Origin of the sequence: Imtechella halotolerans (assembly GCF_028743515.2) — a bacterium.
Lineage (GTDB): Bacteria > Bacteroidota > Bacteroidia > Flavobacteriales > Flavobacteriaceae > Imtechella > Imtechella halotolerans.
Genome location: NZ_CP117969.2, coordinates 1,911,925 through 1,933,663 on the forward strand (window position 1 = coordinate 1,911,925; position 21,739 = coordinate 1,933,663).

The 21,739-nt window shown below is 36.0% G+C and carries 20 protein-coding genes; 6 read left to right on the top strand and 14 right to left on the bottom strand.

The genetic code is table 11. From position 1 onward, the window contains the following. Nucleotides 1-42: 42 nt before the first annotated feature. The gene (locus PT603_RS08625; RefSeq protein WP_008239469.1) at nt 43-1,323 is read left to right on the top strand and encodes a voltage-gated chloride channel family protein; all 1,281 of its coding nucleotides are present in this window, start codon (nt 43-45) and stop codon (nt 1,321-1,323) included. A gap of 39 nt (nt 1,324-1,362) precedes the next feature. Here PT603_RS08625 and PT603_RS08630 read toward each other — a convergent pair whose 3' ends face one another. The 3 genes from PT603_RS08630 to PT603_RS08640 all read right to left on the bottom strand — a co-directional run bounded on the left by PT603_RS08630 (nt 1,363) and on the right by PT603_RS08640 (nt 5,275). Further along, on the bottom strand, nt 1,363-2,253 hold the full coding sequence (locus PT603_RS08630) for a bifunctional 5,10-methylenetetrahydrofolate dehydrogenase/5,10-methenyltetrahydrofolate cyclohydrolase (protein ID WP_008239471.1): 891 nt from the start codon (nt 2,251-2,253) through the stop codon (nt 1,363-1,365). An 80-nt stretch (nt 2,254-2,333) separates the two neighbouring features. Then, nucleotides 2,334-3,671, bottom strand: a complete 1,338-nt coding sequence (ffh, locus tag PT603_RS08635) for a signal recognition particle protein (protein ID WP_008239473.1) — start codon at nt 3,669-3,671, stop codon at nt 2,334-2,336. 158 nt (nt 3,672-3,829) lie between these two features. After that, nucleotides 3,830-5,275, bottom strand: coding sequence for a hypothetical protein (locus PT603_RS08640; RefSeq protein ID WP_008239475.1), 1,446 nt, complete (start codon nt 5,273-5,275; stop codon nt 3,830-3,832). Between the two features lie 114 nt (nt 5,276-5,389). Between PT603_RS08640 and PT603_RS08645 the strand changes: the two genes are divergently transcribed. Genes PT603_RS08645 through PT603_RS08655 form a run of 3 tightly spaced genes read left to right on the top strand, consistent with a single transcriptional unit; the run spans nt 5,390 to nt 9,388 of the window. Further along, nucleotides 5,390-5,902, top strand: coding sequence for an RNA polymerase sigma factor (locus tag PT603_RS08645; RefSeq protein ID WP_008239477.1), 513 nt, complete (start codon nt 5,390-5,392; stop codon nt 5,900-5,902). Nucleotides 5,903-5,961: 59 nt separating this feature from the next. Then, nucleotides 5,962-6,876 (top strand): FecR family protein, encoded by a 915-nt coding sequence (locus PT603_RS08650; protein ID WP_008239479.1) that lies wholly within the window; start codon nt 5,962-5,964, stop codon nt 6,874-6,876. Then, a complete protein-coding gene (locus PT603_RS08655; RefSeq protein ID WP_008239481.1) occupies nt 6,869-9,388 on the top strand; it encodes a TonB-dependent receptor in 2,520 nt (839 codons plus the stop codon). Before PT603_RS08650 ends, PT603_RS08655 begins: the two co-directional genes overlap by 8 nt. On the opposite strand, the gene argS is transcribed toward PT603_RS08655, so the two are convergent. Then, nucleotides 9,389-11,170, bottom strand: a complete 1,782-nt coding sequence (gene argS, locus PT603_RS08660; RefSeq protein WP_008239484.1) for an arginine--tRNA ligase — start codon at nt 11,168-11,170, stop codon at nt 9,389-9,391. 169 nt (nt 11,171-11,339) lie between these two features. On the opposite strand from argS, the gene PT603_RS08665 reads away from it, so the two are divergent. Together PT603_RS08665 and PT603_RS08670 are read left to right on the top strand one after the other, a co-directional pair. Then, nucleotides 11,340-11,765, top strand: a complete 426-nt coding sequence (locus PT603_RS08665) for a hypothetical protein (protein WP_008239485.1) — start codon at nt 11,340-11,342, stop codon at nt 11,763-11,765. 83 nt (nt 11,766-11,848) lie between these two features. Further along, entirely contained in the window at nt 11,849-12,475 is a 627-nt protein-coding gene (locus tag PT603_RS08670; protein ID WP_008239487.1) for a MarC family NAAT transporter, read from the top strand. Here the strand turns inward: PT603_RS08670 and PT603_RS08675 are convergent. The 10 genes from PT603_RS08675 to rpsD all read right to left on the bottom strand — a co-directional run bounded on the left by PT603_RS08675 (nt 12,472) and on the right by rpsD (nt 21,682). After that, entirely contained in the window at nt 12,472-13,083 is a 612-nt protein-coding gene (locus PT603_RS08675) for a phosphoadenosine phosphosulfate reductase domain-containing protein (RefSeq protein ID WP_008239490.1), read from the bottom strand. The genes PT603_RS08670 and PT603_RS08675 overlap by 4 nt on opposite strands. A gap of 56 nt (nt 13,084-13,139) precedes the next feature. Continuing rightward, entirely contained in the window at nt 13,140-13,547 is a 408-nt protein-coding gene (locus PT603_RS08680) for an RrF2 family transcriptional regulator (RefSeq protein WP_008239492.1), read from the bottom strand. Between the two features lie 34 nt (nt 13,548-13,581). Then, entirely contained in the window at nt 13,582-14,514 is a 933-nt protein-coding gene (gene ctlX / locus PT603_RS08685) for a citrulline utilization hydrolase CtlX (protein WP_040488701.1), read from the bottom strand. 30 nt (nt 14,515-14,544) lie between these two features. Beyond that, nucleotides 14,545-15,459: a dimethylarginine dimethylaminohydrolase family protein gene (locus tag PT603_RS08690; RefSeq protein ID WP_008239496.1), complete on the bottom strand. Its 915-nt coding sequence runs from the start codon at nt 15,457-15,459 to the stop codon at nt 14,545-14,547. A gap of 76 nt (nt 15,460-15,535) precedes the next feature. Then, entirely contained in the window at nt 15,536-16,819 is a 1,284-nt protein-coding gene (locus tag PT603_RS08695; RefSeq protein ID WP_008239498.1) for a citrate synthase, read from the bottom strand. 157 nt (nt 16,820-16,976) lie between these two features. Then, entirely contained in the window at nt 16,977-18,266 is a 1,290-nt protein-coding gene (gene eno / locus PT603_RS08700) for a phosphopyruvate hydratase (protein WP_008239499.1), read from the bottom strand. A gap of 6 nt (nt 18,267-18,272) precedes the next feature. Beyond that, nucleotides 18,273-19,385, bottom strand: coding sequence for a glutamine-hydrolyzing carbamoyl-phosphate synthase small subunit (gene carA, locus PT603_RS08705; RefSeq protein ID WP_008239500.1), 1,113 nt, complete (start codon nt 19,383-19,385; stop codon nt 18,273-18,275). 107 nt (nt 19,386-19,492) lie between these two features. Beyond that, nucleotides 19,493-19,999 (bottom strand): 50S ribosomal protein L17, encoded by a 507-nt coding sequence (gene rplQ, locus PT603_RS08710; protein WP_008239501.1) that lies wholly within the window; start codon nt 19,997-19,999, stop codon nt 19,493-19,495. A 61-nt stretch (nt 20,000-20,060) separates the two neighbouring features. After that, on the bottom strand, nt 20,061-21,053 hold the full coding sequence (locus PT603_RS08715; protein ID WP_008239507.1) for a DNA-directed RNA polymerase subunit alpha: 993 nt from the start codon (nt 21,051-21,053) through the stop codon (nt 20,061-20,063). Nucleotides 21,054-21,076: 23 nt separating this feature from the next. Then, nucleotides 21,077-21,682: a 30S ribosomal protein S4 gene (rpsD, locus tag PT603_RS08720; RefSeq protein ID WP_008239509.1), complete on the bottom strand. Its 606-nt coding sequence runs from the start codon at nt 21,680-21,682 to the stop codon at nt 21,077-21,079. Between the last annotated feature and the right edge of the window lie 57 nt (nt 21,683-21,739).

Here is a 21,739-nt window from a genome sequence, read left to right on the forward strand (position 1 = left end):
TTAAAAGGACTCTCATGACGCATGATATCTTATTATAGCTTTATGAAATACTCTTTAAGACAGTTAACTACTTCTATAGAACAAATTCCTTTGTTTTTATACTTGATTAAATGGATTCTTATCTGTTCAATAATTGGAATATTAGTTGGTTCGGCATCTGCCTTTTTTCTATGGTCACTGGATTGGGCTACACAATGGCGTGAAAACAATTTATGGATCATTGCTCTTCTACCCTTTGGAGGCTTACTAATAGGACTAATGTATCACTATTGGGGAACAGAAGTTGTTAAGGGAAACAATCAATTGTTAGAAGAGTTTCATCACCCTAAAAAAATCATTCCATTTAAAATGGCTCCTCTAGTCCTATTCGGAACAATAGCCACTCATCTTTTTGGGGGATCGGCTGGACGTGAGGGTACAGCTGTACAAATGGGTGGAGCTATAGCTGATGTGTTTACCAGATGGTTTCGATTAAAAAATCGTGATCGTAAAACAATTCTAGTGATTGGAGTAAGCGCTGGATTCGCATCTGTTTTCGGCACCCCGTTAGCAGGTGCTATTTTCGCTTTAGAAGTGATGGTTTTAGGACGAATTCGCTATGAGGCGCTCCTTCCTAGTTTTCTAGCAGCTTCCATTGCTAATTATACATGTCACTCTTGGGAGGTGGGTCATACCATTTATACAATTCCTTTCACTCCTGAAATTACACCCTCTAACATTCTTTGGACTGTATTTTGTGGAATACTGTTCGGTTTAACCGCCCTAGTATTCTCAAAATCCACTCATTTTTGGAGTCAATCATTTAAAAACAAAATAAGCTATCCACCTTTAAGACCGGTTTTAGGAGGTGTCATTATTGCGTTAAGCATATATCTAATGGGAAATACCCGTTATATTGGCCTTGGAATTCCAATCATTGAAGCAGCCTTCAATTCTCCTATGAATTCTTATGATTTTCTGCTTAAACTTTTATTCACATCTTTTACATTAGGTGCTGGATTCAAAGGTGGAGAAGTAACCCCTTTATTTTTTATAGGTGCTACTCTAGGAAATATACTTGTGTGGTTCGTCCCACTTCCTATGGCATTACTTGCCGGAATGGGGTTTGTTGCCGTATTTTCTGGAGCAACCAACACCCCTATTGCTTGTACATTTATGGGAATTGAACTATTTGGTTCTGAGAGTGGTCTGTATATAGGAATTGCATGTGTGGTAGCCTATCTCTTTTCTGGACATAATGGTATTTATGGTTCACAAATTATTGGAAGTCCTAAACACTTATTATACGGTAGAAAAAAAGGGAAAAGCTTAGGTGAAAATTAAAGCCCTTCATGATTAGTCAAAAAGGGCTTCTTTAAAGGCTTATTTTATTGAATTTGCTCTATGATGTTCACGAGCCAGTAATGTGTTTTTAAGCAACATAGCAATAGTCATTGGGCCCACTCCTCCAGGAACAGGAGTTATATAGCTAGCTTTTTTACTCACATTTTCAAAATCTACATCTCCAACTATACGATAGCCCGAAGGTGTTGTTTCGTCAGGTACGCGTGTAATCCCAACATCAATAACAACCACATCATCTTTCACCATTTCGGCCTTTAAAAAATTAGGCTGTCCTAATGCTGAAATAATAATATCTGCTTGAGAGGTAATTTGAGTAATATTTTTAGTATGACTATGTGTTAAGGTCACTGTAGAGTTACCAGGGAATCCTTTTCGTCCCATTAAAATACTCATTGGACGTCCTACTATATGAGAACGACCTATTACTACAGTATGCTTCCCTTGGGTTTCTACTTGATAACGCTCCAGTAATTCCAAAATACCAAAAGGAGTTGCTGGGATAAAAGTACTCATATCCAATGCCATTTTTCCAAAGTTAGTAGGATGAAATCCATCCACATCCTTATCTGGATCTACCGCCATTAATACCTTTTGAGTATCGATTTGTGGCGGCAAAGGGAGTTGAACAATAAACCCATCAATATCAGGGTTTTTATTAAGTTCTTTAATCTTTTTAAGTAATTCTACCTCGCTGGTGGTTCCGGGCATACGTACCAAGGTAGACTCAAAACCTACTTTCTCACAGGCTTTTACTTTACTACCAACATAGGTAAGACTTGCACCATCATTTCCAACGATAATTGCTGCCAGGTGAGGAACTTTTTCCCCATTGGCCTTCATTTTTGCTACTTCGGAAGCAATTTCAGTTTTAATTTGTTCGGATATTTTTTTTCCGTCTAATAGTTGCATTGGTGTTGTTTTTGTAGAAGTATTAAAAAAAAAATCATGGTTTATAATATCCTTCAGGAAACGCTAAACCATAATTACACTTATCTCATTCCTCGCATACCGCCCATCATCTGCATCATTTTTCTCCCTGAGCCCCCTTGCATCATTTTCATCATCTTGCTCATTTGATCAAATTGTTTCATCAGTTGATTTACTTGCTGAATTGAAGTACCACTCCCTTTAGCAATTCGATTTTTACGACTAGTATTAATAGTTGATGGATTAGCTCGCTCTTCTGGTGTCATGGAATGAATAATCGCCTCTACATGTTTAAAAGCATCATCTTCAATCTCTATCCCTTTCAAGGCTTTACCAGCACCCGGAATCATTCCCATCAAATCCTTCATGCTTCCCATTTTCTTAATTTGCTGAATCTGGGTAAGAAAATCATCAAAACCAAACTGATTCTTAGCAATTTTCTTTTGAAGTTTACGTGCTTCTTCTTCATCAAACTGCTCTTGAGCACGTTCAACCAAAGACACCACGTCCCCCATTCCAAGTATACGATCGGCCATACGTGATGGGTAAAACACATCTATGGCTTCCATTTTTTCCCCAGTACCAATAAACTTAATAGGTTTATTCACTACAGATTTAATTGAAATGGCAGCACCACCACGAGTATCACCATCCAATTTGGTTAGAATAACCCCATCAAAGTTTAGAATATCATTGAAGGCTTTAGCTGTATTAACCGCATCCTGTCCTGTCATAGCATCCACAACAAAGAGAGTCTCATGAGGTTGAATCGCCTTATGAACATTTGCAATTTCCTTCATCATCTGTTCATCTACCGCCAAACGACCAGCAGTATCGACAATCACCACATTATGCCCATTAGTCTTAGCATGTGCTATTGCCGACTTAGCAATAGAAACAGGATCATTATTTCCTCTATCTGAATAAACATCTACACCTACTTGCACTCCGACTACATGTAGCTGGTCTATTGCTGCAGGACGATAGACATCACAGGCAACTAGTAAAGGCTTTTTGTTTTTTTTCGTCTTAAGATAATTTGCCAATTTACCAGAGAAGGTAGTTTTACCAGAACCCTGTAATCCTGACATTAGAATTACAGTTGGATTCCCATTGAGGTTTATCCCTGTAACATCTCCACCCATCAACTCGGTAAGTTCGTCCTTAACAATCTTAACCATTAGTTGCCCCGGCTGCAAGGTAGTAAGTACGTTTTCTCCTATTGCCTTTTCTTTTACTCGATTAGTAAATTCCTTAGCAATTTTAAAGTTAACGTCAGCATCGAGTAGGGCTCGACGAATTTCCTTAAGGGTTTCAGCTACGTTTATCTCGGTAATCTGCCCATGTCCCTTTAAGACGTGGAGTGCTTTATCCAGCTTTTCACTTAAATTATCAAACATAAGACTATCTCTTCATTTTAAAGAATGCAAATTTAAGGATTTGTAAGCGAAGTATAAAGACATTTATGAAACGAAAGAAGGCTGCCTCTCCAAGCAGCCTTCTCCTGTGAAAAAAATACTGTTTTTTTTCACTCTAACCAACCTAAAACTCAAAAAAACTAAATTCTTTGTAATACTATTCTTGGACCTGAAATACCTTCATCATCATACTCTTGCAGCACAATTGCAGTTTCAGAATATTCAGCTACAACCCATTGTTCATTTAATAAAACTACAAACTCATGATCTGTATCAAATTCCATTGTAATAGACATTGTTGTAAATAAACTTTGCGCACTCCAATTACCTTGGAAGGTTGTTTCTCCATTAGTAATCGAAACATTTGTTAAATTCGTAAACTGAAGTTGAAATCCAGTAAAACCACTAGTAAAATCCTCTCCTTCATCCTTATAAGACCCTATTTTCCAGGCACCGGACTTTAATGTAGTCAACACTTGATTTAGCGAAGGGAATTGCTGATTATTTCCTCCTTCCAAAGGCGTCGTACTTAAATGAAGTATGTTTCCTTCATCTTCATTCATTTCAATTTTACTCTCTCCAATTACACTAACGCCCCAATCTCCATCTATATGATTTAATACCCAAATTTCATCATTGAAACGCAACTTAAGTTCTATTCCACCGTTATCATCATCTTCATATTCTATACGCCATTTACCTATAGTCATATGATCATTAACAGTCACTTTTACCGCTCCTCCAATAAAAAATTGGAATTTAAAACTAGACATATACTCCGTTTTAACAACCCCATCTTTCATTAATTTATTCACATACCAGTCTCTGGATAATAAATTTTGACGAAGCCTTTGCGCTTGTTCAAGCCATTCACCTTCAAGGTCATCATCCATTGAATCATCAGACTGCCAATTCTCCTTGCATTCCTTCATCAATGAACGCAATTGTAATAAGCTTTCCACCGCCACTGTTTCACCATTCCTATATTTTACAGAAATAGGGAATTGAATTTTTACTATTATACTGGATGGTAAAAGATTAAAAAAGGCAAAAAGTTCTTGATTAGATGATACTGCTACAGATCCCGTTTGCTCCAAATTTGTATTAAAGGTTAGCAATGTTACAGGGAATTGGATTTGAAAGCAACGAATTCGATCATTAAATTCTTCTTCAGAATCCGCGTGTTCCTTATTAATAAACTCAATGAGGTCATCCTCTGAATTAATCGTTATTTCTGAATAGTCATTAAAACGAAGCACAATTGGAAAAACAAGTTTTATTGGCTCCAAGTTTCCGGCCAAAAAATATAATTCACGAAGCGCTATTAGTTCTTGAGGCGAAGTAATAGTGTAGGTCGTTCCGGCATAAATCACCTGATAAGGAAACTTTATTGAAACAGAACTCATTCCATCAATAAAATCATCCTGAGTTCCATGATTTACACTGTTAGCCTTAAGATAACCGGCCATTTCGGAGTTTGCGGTAATCACCTCATCTTGTCCTCCTTCATTGACAAACTCTTCCTCTTGACATGCAGTTACCACTAACATAAGTAGTAAAAGTGCATAGGATAGGATTTTTTTCATAAGTACTTGGTTTTAGCTATTTATACGAATAAAACAATTTAAAAGAAAAATACCCTACCCTATATAAATGATTTTTTTTAAATATTTTTGAAACTGCAAAGACCCAATCGCATTATGGAATCATCTACCGAATCGGTTTGTAAAGAACATATTTTCAGTAACATATTCAACAAGAACTCAAAGACAATACACAATTATGTGTATTATAAATGTGGAGACCAGGATAAAGCAGCTGATATTGTACAAGAAGCTTTTGTTAAGCTATGGCAAAATTGTGCTAAGGTACCGGCAGAAAAGGCAATCTCTTTTCTATATACTGTCGCTAACAATCTCTTCCTTAATGATATTGCTCATCAAAAAGTTCGATTAACATATCAGAATACCAAAATTGGTCAAGTAGAACATGAGGATCCGGAATTTGCAATGGAAGGAGATGAATATATGAAGAAACTCGAAAACGCTATTGCTAATCTAAGTGAAGCCCAACGAGAGGCTTTCCTATTAAATAGAATTGATGGAAAGAAATATAAAGAAATTGCCGAAATTTTAGGAATTTCAATCAAAGCTGTTGAAAAACGCATAAGTGGAGCACTTGAAAGCCTACGTCAAACCATTGGAAATATTTGATTATCAAGGTAGGGTAATTACAAAATAAACTGTTATAACACTATAATTAATAGTATATCATGAACAAAACTACGCTTTTGGCCCGATGGCTTGCAGGTGAATTGACGGAGGCAGAACTCAGAGAGTTTCAAAAAACAGAAGACTACGCTGTGTATGCCAAAATTGCCGAAAAAGCCACTCAATTGAGCCCTCCAAATTTTGATACTGAAAAATCATATTCAGCTATAAATGAACGTAGAAACAATAGGAATTCCTCTAAACGAACTATTTTCTCGCTACAGTCTTTACAATATGCCTGGCGCGTGGCCGCTGTTCTGGCAATCGTAGCTGGAAGCTATTTTTTCTTTAATTCGGGCACAACCGAAATATCAACTGGAATTGCGGAGAAAAGTGAATTTAATTTACCTGATGCCTCCAATGTAAGTATTAATGCTTTATCGCATATTACATACAATAAAAAGAAATGGAAACAACATCGTAGCCTAACTCTTAATGGAGAAGCCTTTTTCAAGGTGACTAAAGGAAACACTTTTGATGTAAAGACAAATTCAGGAATAGTAACGGTTGTAGGAACAGAATTTAATGTTAAACAAAGAAACGACCTTTTTGAAGTTGCCTGCTATGAAGGAGTAGTGAAAGTAACTCACTTAAACAAAAATTATTTACTAACCGAAGGTATGGGGGTACAAATAATTAATGGGGTTGTTACTAAGCACTCTTTTAAAGGAACTTTCGCACCATCATGGATACAGAATGAAAGTGATTTTAAAAGTATCCCTCTACGTGAAGTGTTGGCAGAGCTTGAACTTCATTACGATTTAAAAGTTACTGCCCCAGAAAACATTCAAAACATTTTATATAGCGGAACTTTCTCACATAACAATTTAGAGTCTGCACTAAAGTCCATATGTTTGCCGTTACAATTATCATACACTCTTTCCAATAATGATAAGCGTGTAACGATACATGAATAATATCATTTCTAAAAATATTTATAATCTTCTTTTTGTTTACGGTTTCCTCATGATCTTTGGGCGGGTCCATGGTCAGGAAGCCGTAAACAAAATCCCTTTTACACAATTCCTTGCTTCTTTAGAAACTGTATTTCAAGTGAAGTTCTCATACGCTGATAATGATGTAAAATCACTTCGTATCACACCAAAAAATTTCACATCACTAACAGAAGCATTAAAGTATGCATCCCATTTAACCCAATTGCATTTTCAAACCATTGATGATCGATATATTGCAATATCACCTATTAGACAAAACATATGCGGAACTCTAATTGACAACGATTCCGGTGAACCATTGGTTGGAGCTACTGTTTTTGTTCCAGGAACAAATGTAGCAGCAATCACCAATAGTCAAGGTAAATTCCTGCTTTCTGAAATTCCATTAAATACTACGATTACAATTAGTTATATTGGATATCAAACAATACACGCTACAGTAGAGAGTTTTTTGGATGAAAATTGTCCCATTTTTCCGCTGTCTTCAGTAATTTTCCAACTTAACGAAGTAGTAGTTGGCAACTATATTACTCAAGGAATTAGCAAATATATTGACGGATCTTTTAAATTAAGTGCACAAAAACTTGGGGCAATTCCGGGTCAAATAGATCCAGATATACTACAAACTTTACAATCCCAACCTGGCATAGAAAGTGTAAATGAAACCATTTCTGAAATTAATATTCGAGGAGGATCACATGACCAAAACCTCATTCTTTGGGATGGTATAAAAATGTACCACACCGGTCATTTCTTTGGTTTAATTTCTGCTTTTAACCCTTATCTCACAGAAGAAGTTACCGTTATTAAAAATGGAACACCAGCTAAATACGGTGATGCCGTTTCAGGTACTATAGCCATGCAAACACCAAACACTATAAATCCTAAGATATATGGAGGGACTGGTTTTAACATGCTCAACGCTGATGCTTTTATACAAGTTCCTGTATCGAAAAAAGTGGCTATACAAGCATCCGGAAGACGTTCCCTTACCGACATGATAGAGTCCCCAATTTTTAAAGCCTATTTCGACAGGACATTTCAAGATTCTAATATTGAATCTTCTTTAAATAATAGCAGTGAAAGTGATTTTTACTTTTATGATTTTACAGGAAAAGTCCTCTATGACTTCTCTGACAAACATCAACTTAGAAGTAATTTTATAAGTGTTCATAATGAACTTGATTACAATGAAACTACTAATGATGGAACTGAAGAAAGTACATTAATCCAGCAAAACTTTGCAACGGGTGGACAACTAATAAGCAAGTGGAACAATGCCTTTTCCACTGATATAAGCGGATATTATACTAGGTATCTGTTAGATGCCACAACTTTTAATCCAGGAAATACTCAAGAACTCAAACAACGAAACGAAGTTACCGAGAATGCATTCAAAGTAGATGCTTCTTATAGATTTAGTTCACAATTAAAACTATGGGGAGGATATCATTTTACTGAAACCGGAATTCGAAATTCCGTTTTTGTAAGTGCTCCTTACTTTAAGAGATCCGTTAAAGAAGTAATTCGTACTCATTCACTGTATAGTGAAGGAAGCTACCAATCGAATTCTACTTTCATACGACTAGGTGTCCGTATTAATCATTATGATAAACTAAACGACACAAAAATTGAGCCGCGCCTTAGCATAAACCAATATCTTAATGATGCCATTTCAGTTAAAGTCATGGGGGAAGTGAAAAGCCAAGCAACTACCCAAATTATTGATTTGCAAGAAGATTTTCTAGGTGTTGAAAAACGTCGTTGGATGCTGGCCAACAATAAAGATATTCCCGTTATGACTAGTAGACAAGTATCAGGCGGGTTTGATTACAACAAACAACGTTGGCTTATAAGTACTGAAGGTTTTTATAAAACTGTAGATGGAATTACGACAAATACTCAAGGATTCCAAAATCAAAATCAAGGACGAAGTACCAGTGGAAGCTATACTGTTAAAGGAATTGAGTTTCTTATCAATCATCGAACAGAGAAATTCAATTCATGGATTAGTTACACCTATAGTTTAAACGATTACTATTTTAAAGAATTAACACCTTCCATTTTCCCTAACAATACAGACATACGCCACTCTGTGTCTATCGCCAGTTCATATGACATCAATCAATTCCGTATCGCAATTGGTTTAAGTCACAAAACAGGAAAGCCCTATACAATTCCAGTAAAGGGAAACGAAATAAATAATACAACTATCCCGAGTTCCATTAATTATGATTTACCAAATAACGAAAATCTTCCTGAATATTGGAGACTAGATGTATCTTCCTCTTATCGTTTTTTCTTTTCTGATCAAGTTAAAGGTAATTTCAGTATCGCATTACTAAATGTTTTAGGAAAAGAAAATACCCTAAACACATATTATGAACTTACAAATAATCAAACAGAGGTTCGAAAAGTTAATAATATATCTTTAGGGTTTTCTCCAAACGCAAGCTTTCGCCTAACATTTTAATTACATACGTTCCGGAACTCCTATTCCAAGCAAACTAAAGGCATTTTTAATAACCTCTCCTACCTTATAGGCCAATTGCACTCTAAAAGTTTTAATTATTTGATCTTCTTCTCCTAAAATAGAGACATTTTGATAAAAGGAATTGAACTCCTTAACCAAATCATATACATAATTAGCGACTATGGCTGGACTATACTGGATAGCGGCATGTTGAACAATATCCGGGAATACTTGTAATTGCTTCAATAATGCCTTTTCCTTGTCATGAAGTGAAGGTAAATCAGTTATCGCTGCATGATAATTGAAATTTGCTTTTCTTAAAATAGACTGAATACGGGCATATGTGTACTGAATAAACGGTCCCGTATTTCCCTGAAAATCTATTGACTCTTTTGGATCAAATAAAATTCTCTTTTTTGGATCCACTTTTAAAATATAATATTTCAAAGCACCTAAGCCAATAGTTTGATATAAACGCTGTTTTTCAGTCTCTGAAAACCCATCTAACTTTCCTAATTCTTCAGATATTTCTTCGGCTGTTTGGGCCATTTCCGCAATCAAGTCATCTGCGTCTACTACGGTACCTTCACGGCTTTTCATTTTCCCACTAGGTAAATCCACCATACCATAACTTAAATGATACAATCGTTCAGCCCAATCATAACCTAACTTCTTAAGAATTAAAAACAGTACTTTAAAATGATAATCTTGCTCATTCCCTACCGTATACACCATGCCTCCTATATCAGGATAATCTTTTACTCGCTGAATTGCCGTACCAATGTCTTGAGTCATATATACAGCAGTACCATCACTACGAAGTACTATTTTTTCATCAAGACCCTCATCTGTAAGGTCTATCCATACGCTTCCATCTTCTTTTCTATAAAAAACACCTTTAGATAAGCCTTCGGTAACCACATCTTTCCCCAAAAGATAGGTATCACTTTCATAATAATAGGAGTCAAAAGCTACTCCAAGGTTCTTATAAGTTATGTCAAAACCATTGTACACCCATTGATTCATTGTTTTCCACAAAGCAACAACTTCCTTATTACCTGCTTCCCATTGACGCAGCATTTCTTGTGCCTCAAGTAAAATTGGCGCCTTCTTTTCAGCCTCTTCTTTGGCAACTCCCTGAGAAATCAAATCCTCTATTTGAGCCTTATAAGCTTTATCAAACGCAACATAATAATTTCCAACTAACTTATCTCCCTTAAGACCAGTACTTTCAGGGGTTTCTCCGTTTCCAAAACGTTGCCAAGCTAGCATACTTTTACAAATATGGATACCACGATCATTTATAACTTGGGTTTTATAAACCTTATGCCCAGCAGCTTCAATAATTTTAGCAACCGAATAGCCTAATAAATTATTTCGAATATGTCCTAAATGCAGAGGCTTATTAGTATTAGGTGAAGAATACTCAACCATTACAGCCTTTCTTTCAAAACCTGCTTTTTGAAATCCATAGGTTACATTTTCACGAATATCATTGAAAAAATGAATATAGTAAGAATCCGCAACTACCAAATTTAGAAAGCCTTTAACAACATTAAAACGAATTACATCCGCCACATTTTCTTGAAGATATGCACCAATCTTATCTCCAATTTGTTGGGGATTTCCCTTAATATTGCGCAGCATTGGAAATACCACTATTGTAATATCTCCTTCAAACTCCTTTCTAGTTGCTTGAAATTCTACAGAATCTAATGTTACATTGAATAGCTGCTGTACGGCCGATTTAACATGACCCGTTAATTGCTCCTGAATATTCATGGTTAATTTGCTTGTGAAAGTTGCAAAGATACGTTTTGATTTAGGATGACGCAACGTAGAATAATACCATTTTTAAAAGAGTCAAAAAGAACACTTGCAGAACTGAATTACTTTTTATAAATTTAATAATCAGCACCTTAATATCCTACAACTACTAACTAAACCACTAATGCTGCTGAATATTTCCATACAAAACAAAATATCCAAACAACAAATTGACAGGTTGGTAGGGACGTCTTTTACCCTAAAAGAGCGTTACAATTTAGGTGGAATTGTATCTCCAAAACTATACATAAGCACTTCGAGCATGGCGATCAACAACCTACTCATATTAAATAAAAATGACCATAGTTGTACAATTGAAATGCGTCCAAAAGGCATCATTATAAAGTTTTCATCTCAATTCAACACCTACGCTTTGATTACATCCTACAACAAAATGAGCATTAGAAAACCATCGGCAATTGATTATAGCATTTACCTAGAAAGTCATTTTTTAAAGATAAAGGCGGACTCTAAAACTCATGATTTCATAACCAAATTGTTTCGTTACAAGTTAAGTAATCTAGCTACACGCATAGAGGATGTTCCATAGGATGGGAAAATCATTTATTCTCTATTTCTTAACAATTTAATAAGCCTTATCATTGACGATTCGCTCAACTTTGCGCAAAAAACATGGAGCTTTTCATTTATATTTTTGCCGCTTTATTTTCAGTAATTAATCCTTTAGGTACACTTCCCATTTTTGTGGGACTTACACAAAATGACACTTCTCAAGAAAGAGCACGTATTTCACTTTGGGCTGCTATAAATACCTTCATCATTTTACTTATTGCCTTTTTCTTAGGCAAGTATATTTTAGGCTTTTTTGGAATTACATTAAATTCTTTAAGAATTGCAGGAGGTCTGGTAATTACAAGTTCTGGATTTGCCCTGCTTACCGGGTCCTTTTCTAAACACAAAGGAATAGACAAACGAGTAAAAGATGATGCCTACCAACGTAATGATATTGCGCTTACACCTTTAGCTATACCTATGCTTGCAGGACCTGGTTCTATTTCACTATTAATTGCCTTACGAGAGGAATTTCAAAAAAGCATTGAAATGGTAACAGCACTAACAGCTGTAACCTTAGTTTGCTTTATTGTTTTTCTAATGCTGAAAAGCGCACCATATATTGTAAAATGGCTTGGTGCTTCTGGAATCAATGCAGTATCCAGGATTATAGGATTTATTGTCATTGCTATTGGAATCGAATACATTTGCACAGCAGTCATTGACATTATAAAAACCACCTTCTAACCTAAATGTAAGCCACATTCCCTATTAGCTTCAACTTTAGTAGGATCAAAATATTTAAATTCATTTTCCAATTGATGATCAGCTAAATACGTATCCAATTGAGCATCATCCCAATAAAAAAAAGGAGAAACTTTTAAAACACCATCACTACCTTGAGTCACTATGTCCAACGTATCTCTAAATGCTGTTTGCCCTTTTCGTAGATTAGTGAACCATACATCCGGTTTGTGAGTTTCCATTGCTCTGCGAAATGGCTCTAGTTTCACTTGTTCTGTGAACAATGCATGATTAGGATCTTCAATTCCTGGTAATCCAATTTGAGCTTCTCGATAGGCTACCGTTTGTTGAGGAACGTATAAGGAAACCTTAAGAGACAACCGATCGATAATACGCTGAGCATGCCTGTAAGTAGCCATGGTATTATATCCTGTGTCACACCAAATTACAGGTATATCATTCTTAACTACACTACACAAATGTAATATTGCTGCCTCATAGGGTCTAAAATTTGTCGTAATAACTGGTCGTTGAGCTTGAGACAAGGCCCATAGGACAATCTCCTTAGGAGATTTTTCGCGAAGTATTTTATTGATTTCGACTAAGTTCATTTTTACTAAATTCAACTCAGCAAATATACTATTATTCTATCGATATTATAGAATAGTTACATCAAATCCTTTAGACATTTATTAGTTAAAACGGCCAACATATTGTCTCGAAGCTCAATCATAACTGCATTAAGCTTACAATCCTCCTCACTATTACAATCATCACACTTTTCATAGTAATTAAGGCTAACACAAGGCAATGGAGCAACTGGCCCTTCCAAAATGCGATATAGAGAAACCAATTTCACATCTGAAGGTTCTTTCAACAAATAATACCCCCCTCCTTTTCCCATTTTAGAGCCCAAAAAACCACTATTCTTTAACTGAAGCAATATGGCTTCTAAAAATTTCTTAGAAATATTTTCTGCTTCAGAAATCTCTGAAATTAAAACAGGCGTCCCTTTACCTTTTCTAGCAAGATAAGACATAGCTTTAAGTCCATACTTGGTTTTTTTGGAAATCATACCTAAAATTCTATCGGATTAGTGGGTAAATATACTATTTTTTAGGTAAAAAAACTTCAGCCATCATACAACGAGCACTCCCACCACCACAAGTTTCAATGGTTTCTAGAGAAGAATATAAAATACTGCAATGCTTTTCAATTGTAGCAATTTGTTGTTGCGTCAAACTTTTATATGCCGCCTCACTCATGACCATATATCTCTTTTCTTCTGCACCTACAACTTGGAGCATATTTCCAGCAAAATGATGCATTTGCATTTCTGTAATAGCGACAATTTCCTTTCCATCCTCTTTTAGATGTTGCAAAACATTTTTGCGTTCCTTCTTATCATCAATACTCTCGAGACAAATTACCGCAAAAGTTTCTGCCAAAGCCATCATAACATTAGTATGATATATTGGCATTCGTTTTCCATCTACCGATTGGTTGGCTGTAAAAATAACCGGTGTATATTCAAAATCTTCACAAAACTCAATAAACAATTCCTCATCTGCTCTAGGCGATAAAGCACAATAGGCTTTTCTATTCACGCGATCCAGGATAATACTTCCAGTTCCTTCAAGAAAAAGACCGTCCTCTTCAGCTCCCGTATAATCAACAATATGTTGAATTTCATACCCCCTATCTTCTAACAAATCTAGAACATCTTCTCTACGTTCTCTACGTCTATTTTCAGCAAACATAGGATAAAGAGCAATATCACCATTTTCATGAAAAGAAATCCAGTTGTTAGGAAAAATAGAATCAGGAGTATCCGTTTCCTTTCTATCCTCAATAACAATAACATCTACACCCACCAACCGAAGTTTCTGGACAAACTGATCGAATTCTTCTTGAGCGTGACTATTAATTTCCTGATTTTTAATAGCAAGATCTTCCTGAAAATAATTATTTACCGCCGTTTGTTCATTCATTCTGAACTGTATTGGGCGTATCATGATAATGGTATTAGTGACTTGATTCATATTCAGAATTCAATAATGTTGAGTACTACTTTAATCTCTTATAAGAGGAAGCGTTGAACAACGCAACAACCCTTCTTGTTTGGCAATTTCAGCATAAGGAATTTCTTCTACAGTAAACCCATTGCTTCTCAACCAGTTATTTAAACGAGTGAAATTTCTCTCAGAAACAACTACATCAGGGGTAATAGAGAAAACATTGCTAAACATATGATACATTTCTTCTCGTTCAATATGAAATAGATTTTCTTTCCCGAAAAGACGTACCAAATAGGTGTAATCTGCTTCTTCTCTAAATCCACTTTTATAAATTATTCCCTTATTTGTACCTACCGGTTGAAAACAGCAATCCAAATGCAGTGCATTGTCTCTTGGTTCTATTTTTGATTTTACAAGATCAAATTCTTTCACAATTTTATTAGGAAACAATTCTTTGATAAAGTTCACACCATGCATATTTGTGCGAGCCGTAATAAAATCCTTATAATCACTTCCTTTATAGGTACCTATAAAAATGTGATCATTCCATAGCATAACATCTCCTCCTTCAATATGAACCTCTTCTGGTGGACGAATCACTTTAGAAGAATCTATTTGACCAATAACATGATCAATTGCATCCAATTCCTTTTCTCTATCAGGTAATATGTTGGCTTTAATAAATATATCATCTATTACAAATGCAATGTCTCTTGCAAAAATTTGATTGTAGTTCTCTATTAACTTCGGTCTATAAACTTGAACATCATACTTTTGAAAAACAGCATTAAAAGCTTCCATTTCACGCACCATATCCTCTTCAAGTGGATAGGTACCAGCTTTAATATGCTCTAACGATTTGGGATCATAGGCTTCCTCTAACTTTGGAGTTGGTCCATTATTCTCTGCTGTTCCTAAAACTACTGCCCTTAAACGCGAGGTTTCGTTCTTAACATTCAGCTGTAACATATAGTCTTTCTTTTAAAGCAAATATAGAAAAAGCCCCGTTGCAAAACGAGGCTTCCTGTGTAATTGTATCTTGTAATTATCTTTTATCAACAGGAACGAATGACCTAAGGTTCTCACCAACGTATATCTGACGAGGACGACCAATGGGCTCTCCTCCACTTCTCATCTCAATCCATTGAGCAATCCACCCAGGCAAACGACCAATTGCAAACATCACCGTAAACATCTCTGAAGGGATCCCTAAAGCTCTGTAAATAATACCTGAATAGAAATCCACATTAGGATATAAATTTCTAGATTTAAAGTATTCATCTTCCAAGGCTACTTTCTCAAGTTTTTTAGCGATGTCTAAAACTGGATCATCAATACCTAAGGCATCCAATACTTCATCAGCAGCCTTTTTGATTATGCGAGCACGAGGATCAAAGTTTTTATAAACGCGATGTCCAAATCCCATTAAACGGAATGGGTCATCTTTATCCTTAGCCTTTAGTATATATTTTTCTACATCTCCACCATCATTCTTTATAGCTTCAAGCATTTCAATTACAGCTTGGTTCGCGCCACCATGAAGAGGCCCCCATAATGCAGAAACTCCTGAAGAAATTGATGCAAAAAGACCAGCATGTGATGAACCAACAATTCGCACTGTAGATGTGGAACAGTTTTGTTCATGATCAGCATGAAGAATAAATAATTTATGCAAAGCATCTACAATAATAGGATTTTCTTTGTAAGGCTCTGTTGGGATCGCAAACATTAAATGAAGGAAATTCTCAACATATCCTTTTGTATTATCATAATAGCTTAGTGGATATCCCTCGCGTTTACGATGCACCCAAGTGGCCAACACTAGAAACTTTGCTAACGTTTTACAAACAGCATTGTATATCTCCTTTTCAGATGAAACATTAACCGGTCTAGGATTAAAAGCAGTAAGCGCACTAGTTAGCGATGCCAAAATCCCCATTGGGTGAGCCGATTTTGGAAATCCATCTATAATATCCTTCATTTCTTCATGAATCAAAGTATATTTCCTGATGTCATTCTCAAAGTTTATTAGTTGATCTTGAGTAGGAAGTTCTCCAAAAACCAAAAGATAAGACACTTCTAAAAAATTAGCCTTATCAGCCAAATCTTCAATTGAATAGCCTCTGTAACGCAAAATACCTTGTTCGCCGTCAAGATACGTGATAGCACTCTCACATGAACCCGTATTTTTATAACCAGGATCCAAGGTGATCATACCTGTGGCGGCACGCAAGTTTTTAATATCAATAGCAAGTTCGTCTTCTGTCCCTTTTATAACAGGAAATTCGTACTTGTTACCATTGTATTCTAGTGTAGCTTTATCTGACATTTCGATATATGTAATTTAGGATTTGATATTCAAATTGTGAGTCCTGCGAAATTACGAAATAAAGTGTTAAAAATGGCTTAAATAGGGATAATTTTGATAGGTAAAAACACAAAAAGACAGCCATATAGACTGTCTTTTTCCTAAACTTAAAATTGTATTATTTTACTTTAAAAGCTCTTTCTTGCGGATAGTAAGCAACACTTCCTAATTCCTCTTCAATTCGAAGTAATTGGTTATACTTAGCCATGCGGTCAGAACGTGAAGCTGAACCTGTTTTTATTTGTCCCGTATTTAATGCTACAGCCAGATCAGCAATTGTATTATCTTCAGTTTCCCCAGAGCGGTGAGACATTACTGATGTATACCCTGCATTGTGGGCCATATTAACAGCGGCAATAGTTTCTGTTAAAGTACCTATTTGATTTACCTTAATCAAGATAGAATTAGCAATACCATTCTCAATACCTCTAGACAATCGTTGAACATTCGTCACAAATAAATCGTCACCTACAAGTTGAACCTTATTTCCAACCTTATCAGTGAGATATTTCCATCCTTCCCAATCATTTTCATCCATACCATCTTCTATAGAAATAATTGGATATTTAGCTACTAATTCAGCCAAATAATCAGCTTGCTCTTGTGAGGTGCGCACCTTGCCCTTATCACCTTCGAACTTAGTATAATCATATTTTCCATCAACATAAAATTCAGCTGAAGCACAATCTAACGCAATCATTACTTCATCACCAGCTTTGTATCCTGCCTTTTCGATAGACTTAATAATAGTTTCTAACGCATCCTCAGTACCTTCCAGAGTTGGAGCAAAACCGCCTTCATCACCAACAGCTGTACTTAAGCCTCTATCATGTAATACCTTTTTCAGATTATGAAAGATTTCAGTTCCCATCTGCATAGCATGTGTAAAATCCTGTGCTTTAACCGGCATTATCATGAATTCTTGAAATGCAATTGGAGCATCAGAATGTGAACCTCCATTGATAATATTCATCATCGGTACTGGAAGTGTATTAGCACTTACACCACCAACATACCGATACAAAGGCATTCCAAGTTCATTAGCAGCTGCCTTAGCTACAGCTAAAGAAACTCCCAAAATTGCATTAGCCCCTAAATTAGATTTATTAGGTGTTCCATCCAATTCAATCATCATCTGATCGATAAGATTCTGTTCAAAAACAGACATACCTAAAATTCCCTCAGCTATAATTGTATTAACGTTTTCTACTGCTTTAAGAACTCCTTTACCCATGTAGGACTTACCTCCATCACGTAATTCTACAGCTTCATGTTCCCCTGTGGATGCACCTGAAGGCACAGCAGCTCTTCCCATTACACCATTTTCAGTTGTTACATCTACTTCAACTGTAGGATTCCCTCTTGAATCTAAAATTTGGCGTGCATGCACACCTATAATCATACTCATAGCGTTTTATAATTTTGATTGTTTAATGTTCTCGATAAATTGGTCAAATAAATAAGAGGCATCATGTGGCCCTGGACTAGCCTCGGGATGATATTGTACACTGAAGCAATTTTTACTTTTCATTCGAATACCGGCAACTGTATTGTCATTAAGATGAACGTGGGTAATTTCAACATCAGAGTGCGCTTCAGTAGCCTCTCTATCTACAGCGAAACCATGATTTTGAGAAGTAATCTCTCCTTTGCCGGTTACCAAATTCATGACAGGGTGATTAATACCGCGATGACCATTGTACATTTTGTATGTTGGAATTCCATTAGCAAGAGCTATTACTTGGTGGCCCAAACAAATTCCAAATAGTGGAAGGTTTCGACTTAGTATCTCCTTAGCCAATTCAATAGCCTCATTTAATGGTTCAGGATCACCAGGTCCATTAGATAGGAAATACCCATCAGGATTCCAATCTTGCATTTCATTAAAAGTTGCATTATAAGGAAACACCTTGATATAGGCATCTCTGTTAGCCAAACTTCTCAGAATATTTTTTTTAATACCAATATCCAATGCTGCAATCTTAAAAGTTGCATTCTCATCTCCGAAATAATAAGGTTCTTTAGTAGACACCTTAGAAGCTAACTCTAATCCATTCATATCAGGTACCTGAGCTAGCCGTTCCTTTAAGATATCAATATTAGCAACATCTGTTGAAATAACTGCATTCATAGCGCCATTATCTCGAATATAACTTACTAATGCACGGGTATCTACGTCACATATGGCAAACAAATTATTCTTATTAAGAAAATCTTCTAATGAGCCTGATGCCTCGGGTCTTGAGAAATTATAACTGAAATTTTTACACACCAATCCGGCGATCTTTACACCATCGGATTCCATTTCAATTTCTTCAGTAACACCATAATTACCAATATGGGCATTGGTAGTTACCATAATCTGTCCAAAATAGGAAGGATCAGTAAAAATTTCCTGATAACCTGTCATTCCTGTATTGAAACACACCTCTCCAAAGGCGGTTCCTTCATTTCCTACTGCTTTTCCGTGAAAAATAGTTCCGTCTGCTAAAATGAGTACGGCTTTCTTTTTGGATTGATACTTCATGCGTTGTGTCGTGTGGTTTTTATTCAAAAATTATTTTACAAAATAACATAAAAAAAGGATAAACTCGAAAGTTTATCCTTGTGATATAAGTAACGATTTACCATTCATTAGTTATCTTGAGTGGTTTCGTTTTCTGTAGTTGTAGGAGCTTCAGTCACAGGAGCATCATCCTGCTTCTTAGTTCTTCCTCTACGGGTAGTCTTTTTCTTAGCAGGTTTACCAGCATTATATAGCTCATTAAAGTCCACTAATTCGATCATTGCCATATCAGCGTTATCTCCCAAACGGTTACCCAACTTAATGATTCTTGTATAACCACCTGGACGATCAGCAACTTTTTCAGCAACGGTACTAAACAACTCAGCAACTGCATACTTGTTTCTTAGCTGACTGAAAACAACTCTACGATTATGCGTATTTTGAGCAGTTTCTTGGTTATTTTCAGCTTTAGATTTAGTGATAAGCGGCTCTACAAATTGCTTAAGTGCTTTAGCCTTAGCAACAGTAGTATTAATACGCTTATGCTCAATTAAAGAACAAGCCATATTAGCTAACATAGCTTTTCTATGAGCAGTCTTCCTTCCTAAATTGTTTACCTTATTTCCGTGTCTCATTACGTTTTAATTTATCTTTCATCTTGCTACTACCCTCTCTGGGGAGCAAAATATGAAAGTGTTAGTCTTTATCTAATTTATATTTGGACAAATCCATCCCAAAGGTAAGACCCTTAACATTAACAAGCTCTTCAAGCTCTGTTAAAGATTTCTTTCCAAAGTTACGGAATTTCATCAAATCATTTTTATTGAACGATACCAAGTCACCCAAAGTATCAACTTCTGCAGCTTTTAAACAATTAAGAGCTCGCACAGAAAGATCCATATCAACCAATTTGGTCTTAAGTAATTGGCGCATATGTAAAGATTCTTCATCATAAGTTTCAGTCTGAGCTATTTCGTCCGCCTCTAAAGTAATGCGCTCATCAGAGAACAACATAAAGTGGTGGATTAATGTTTTAGCAGCTTCAGTTAGAGCATCCTTTGGATGAATAGAACCATCAGTAGTTATTTCAAAAACCAATTTTTCATAATCGGTTTTTTGTTCTACACGATAGTTTTCAATACTATACTTAACGTTCTTAATGGGCGTAAAGATAGAGTCGGTTGCGATAACACCTAGAGGAGCATTAGCCTTGGCATTTTCCTCTGCAGGTACATACCCTCTTCCTTTTTCAACTGTGATCTCCAAGTTGATATTTACATTTGGCTCCATATTACAAATCACCAAGTCGGGATTCAAAATTTGGAAACCAGAAATAAACTTCTGGAAATCCCCGGCAGTTACTTGTTCTTTGCCAGTAACAGCAATTGATACGGTTTCGTTATCAACATCATCTATTTGACGCTTGAAACGAACTTGTTTCAAATTTAAGATGATTTCTGTAACGTCTTCTACAACACCAGGAATAGTTGAAAACTCATGGTCTACTTTATCGATACGTACCGATGTGATAGCGTAGCCTTCCAGTGAAGATAAAAGTACTCTTCGCAATGCGTTACCAACGGTCAATCCATATCCAGGTTCCAAAGGGCGAAACTCAAATTTCCCTTCGAAATCGGATGAATCAATCATTATAACTTTATCGGGCTTTTGAAAATTGAATAATGCCATAATACGACTACTGTCTTTATTTATTATTTAGAGTATAACTCGACGATTAATTGTTCTTTGATGTTTTCAGGAATCTGAATACGTTGAGGTATAGAAACAAAAGAACCTTCTTTTTTCTCAGGATTCCATGTGATCCACTCGTAAACAGCACTGTTAGCAGCCAAAGCATTCTCAATTACCTCAAGAGACTTGGACTTCTCTCTTACTCCAACTACATCTCCGGCTTTAAGTGTATACGAAGGGATGTTAACGATTTCTCCATTCACTGTGATGTGACGGTGAGAAACCAATTGACGTGCACCACGACGAGAAGTTGCTACTCCCATACGGTACACAACGTTATCTAAACGTGATTCACAAAGTTGAAGAAGTACTTCACCAGTTACTCCTTTGCTACGGTTAGCTCTTTCAAAAAGATTACGAAACTGACGCTCCAAAATACCATAGGTATATTTAGCTTTTTGCTTCTCCATCAATTGGATTGCGTACTCTGATTTTTTAGCGCGACGACGATTGCTACCGTGCTGACCTGGAGGGTAATTTCTTTTTTCAAAAGATTTATCATCTCCGAAAATTGCTTCACCGAATTTACGAGCAATTTTAGTTTTTGGACCTGTATATCTTGCCATTTTAAAATAATTATGAAAGGGATTATGAATTAAGGCTATCCTTCGATAATCGTATCA

Coding starts and splice junctions, on each gene's coding strand:
- PT603_RS08645 (WP_008239477.1), top strand. CDS start 5,390: ATGGAATCATCTACCGAATCGGTTTGTAAAGAACATATTTTCAGTAAC.
- PT603_RS08630 (WP_008239471.1), bottom strand. CDS start 2,253: ATGCAACTATTAGACGGAAAAAAAATATCCGAACAAATTAAAACTGAA.
- carA (WP_008239500.1), bottom strand. CDS start 19,385: ATGAAGTATCAATCCAAAAAGAAAGCCGTACTCATTTTAGCAGACGGA.
- rpsD (WP_008239509.1), bottom strand. CDS start 21,682: ATGGCAAGATATACAGGTCCAAAAACTAAAATTGCTCGTAAATTCGGT.
- ctlX (WP_040488701.1), bottom strand. CDS start 14,514: ATGAATCAAGTCACTAATACCATTATCATGATACGCCCAATACAGTTC.
- PT603_RS08670 (WP_008239487.1), top strand. CDS start 11,849: ATGGAGCTTTTCATTTATATTTTTGCCGCTTTATTTTCAGTAATTAAT.
- rplQ (WP_008239501.1), bottom strand. CDS start 19,999: ATGAGACACGGAAATAAGGTAAACAATTTAGGAAGGAAGACTGCTCAT.
- PT603_RS08715 (WP_008239507.1), bottom strand. CDS start 21,053: ATGGCATTATTCAATTTTCAAAAGCCCGATAAAGTTATAATGATTGAT.
- PT603_RS08695 (WP_008239498.1), bottom strand. CDS start 16,819: ATGTCAGATAAAGCTACACTAGAATACAATGGTAACAAGTACGAATTT.
- PT603_RS08680 (WP_008239492.1), bottom strand. CDS start 13,547: ATGATTTCCAAAAAAACCAAGTATGGACTTAAAGCTATGTCTTATCTT.
- PT603_RS08665 (WP_008239485.1), top strand. CDS start 11,340: ATGCTGCTGAATATTTCCATACAAAACAAAATATCCAAACAACAAATT.
- PT603_RS08640 (WP_008239475.1), bottom strand. CDS start 5,275: ATGAAAAAAATCCTATCCTATGCACTTTTACTACTTATGTTAGTGGTA.
- argS (WP_008239484.1), bottom strand. CDS start 11,170: ATGAATATTCAGGAGCAATTAACGGGTCATGTTAAATCGGCCGTACAG.
- PT603_RS08650 (WP_008239479.1), top strand. CDS start 5,962: ATGAACAAAACTACGCTTTTGGCCCGATGGCTTGCAGGTGAATTGACG.
- PT603_RS08675 (WP_008239490.1), bottom strand. CDS start 13,083: ATGAACTTAGTCGAAATCAATAAAATACTTCGCGAAAAATCTCCTAAG.
- eno (WP_008239499.1), bottom strand. CDS start 18,266: ATGAGTATGATTATAGGTGTGCATGCACGCCAAATTTTAGATTCAAGA.
- PT603_RS08625 (WP_008239469.1), top strand. CDS start 43: ATGAAATACTCTTTAAGACAGTTAACTACTTCTATAGAACAAATTCCT.
- PT603_RS08690 (WP_008239496.1), bottom strand. CDS start 15,459: ATGTTACAGCTGAATGTTAAGAACGAAACCTCGCGTTTAAGGGCAGTA.
- PT603_RS08655 (WP_008239481.1), top strand. CDS start 6,869: ATGAATAATATCATTTCTAAAAATATTTATAATCTTCTTTTTGTTTAC.
- ffh (WP_008239473.1), bottom strand. CDS start 3,671: ATGTTTGATAATTTAAGTGAAAAGCTGGATAAAGCACTCCACGTCTTA.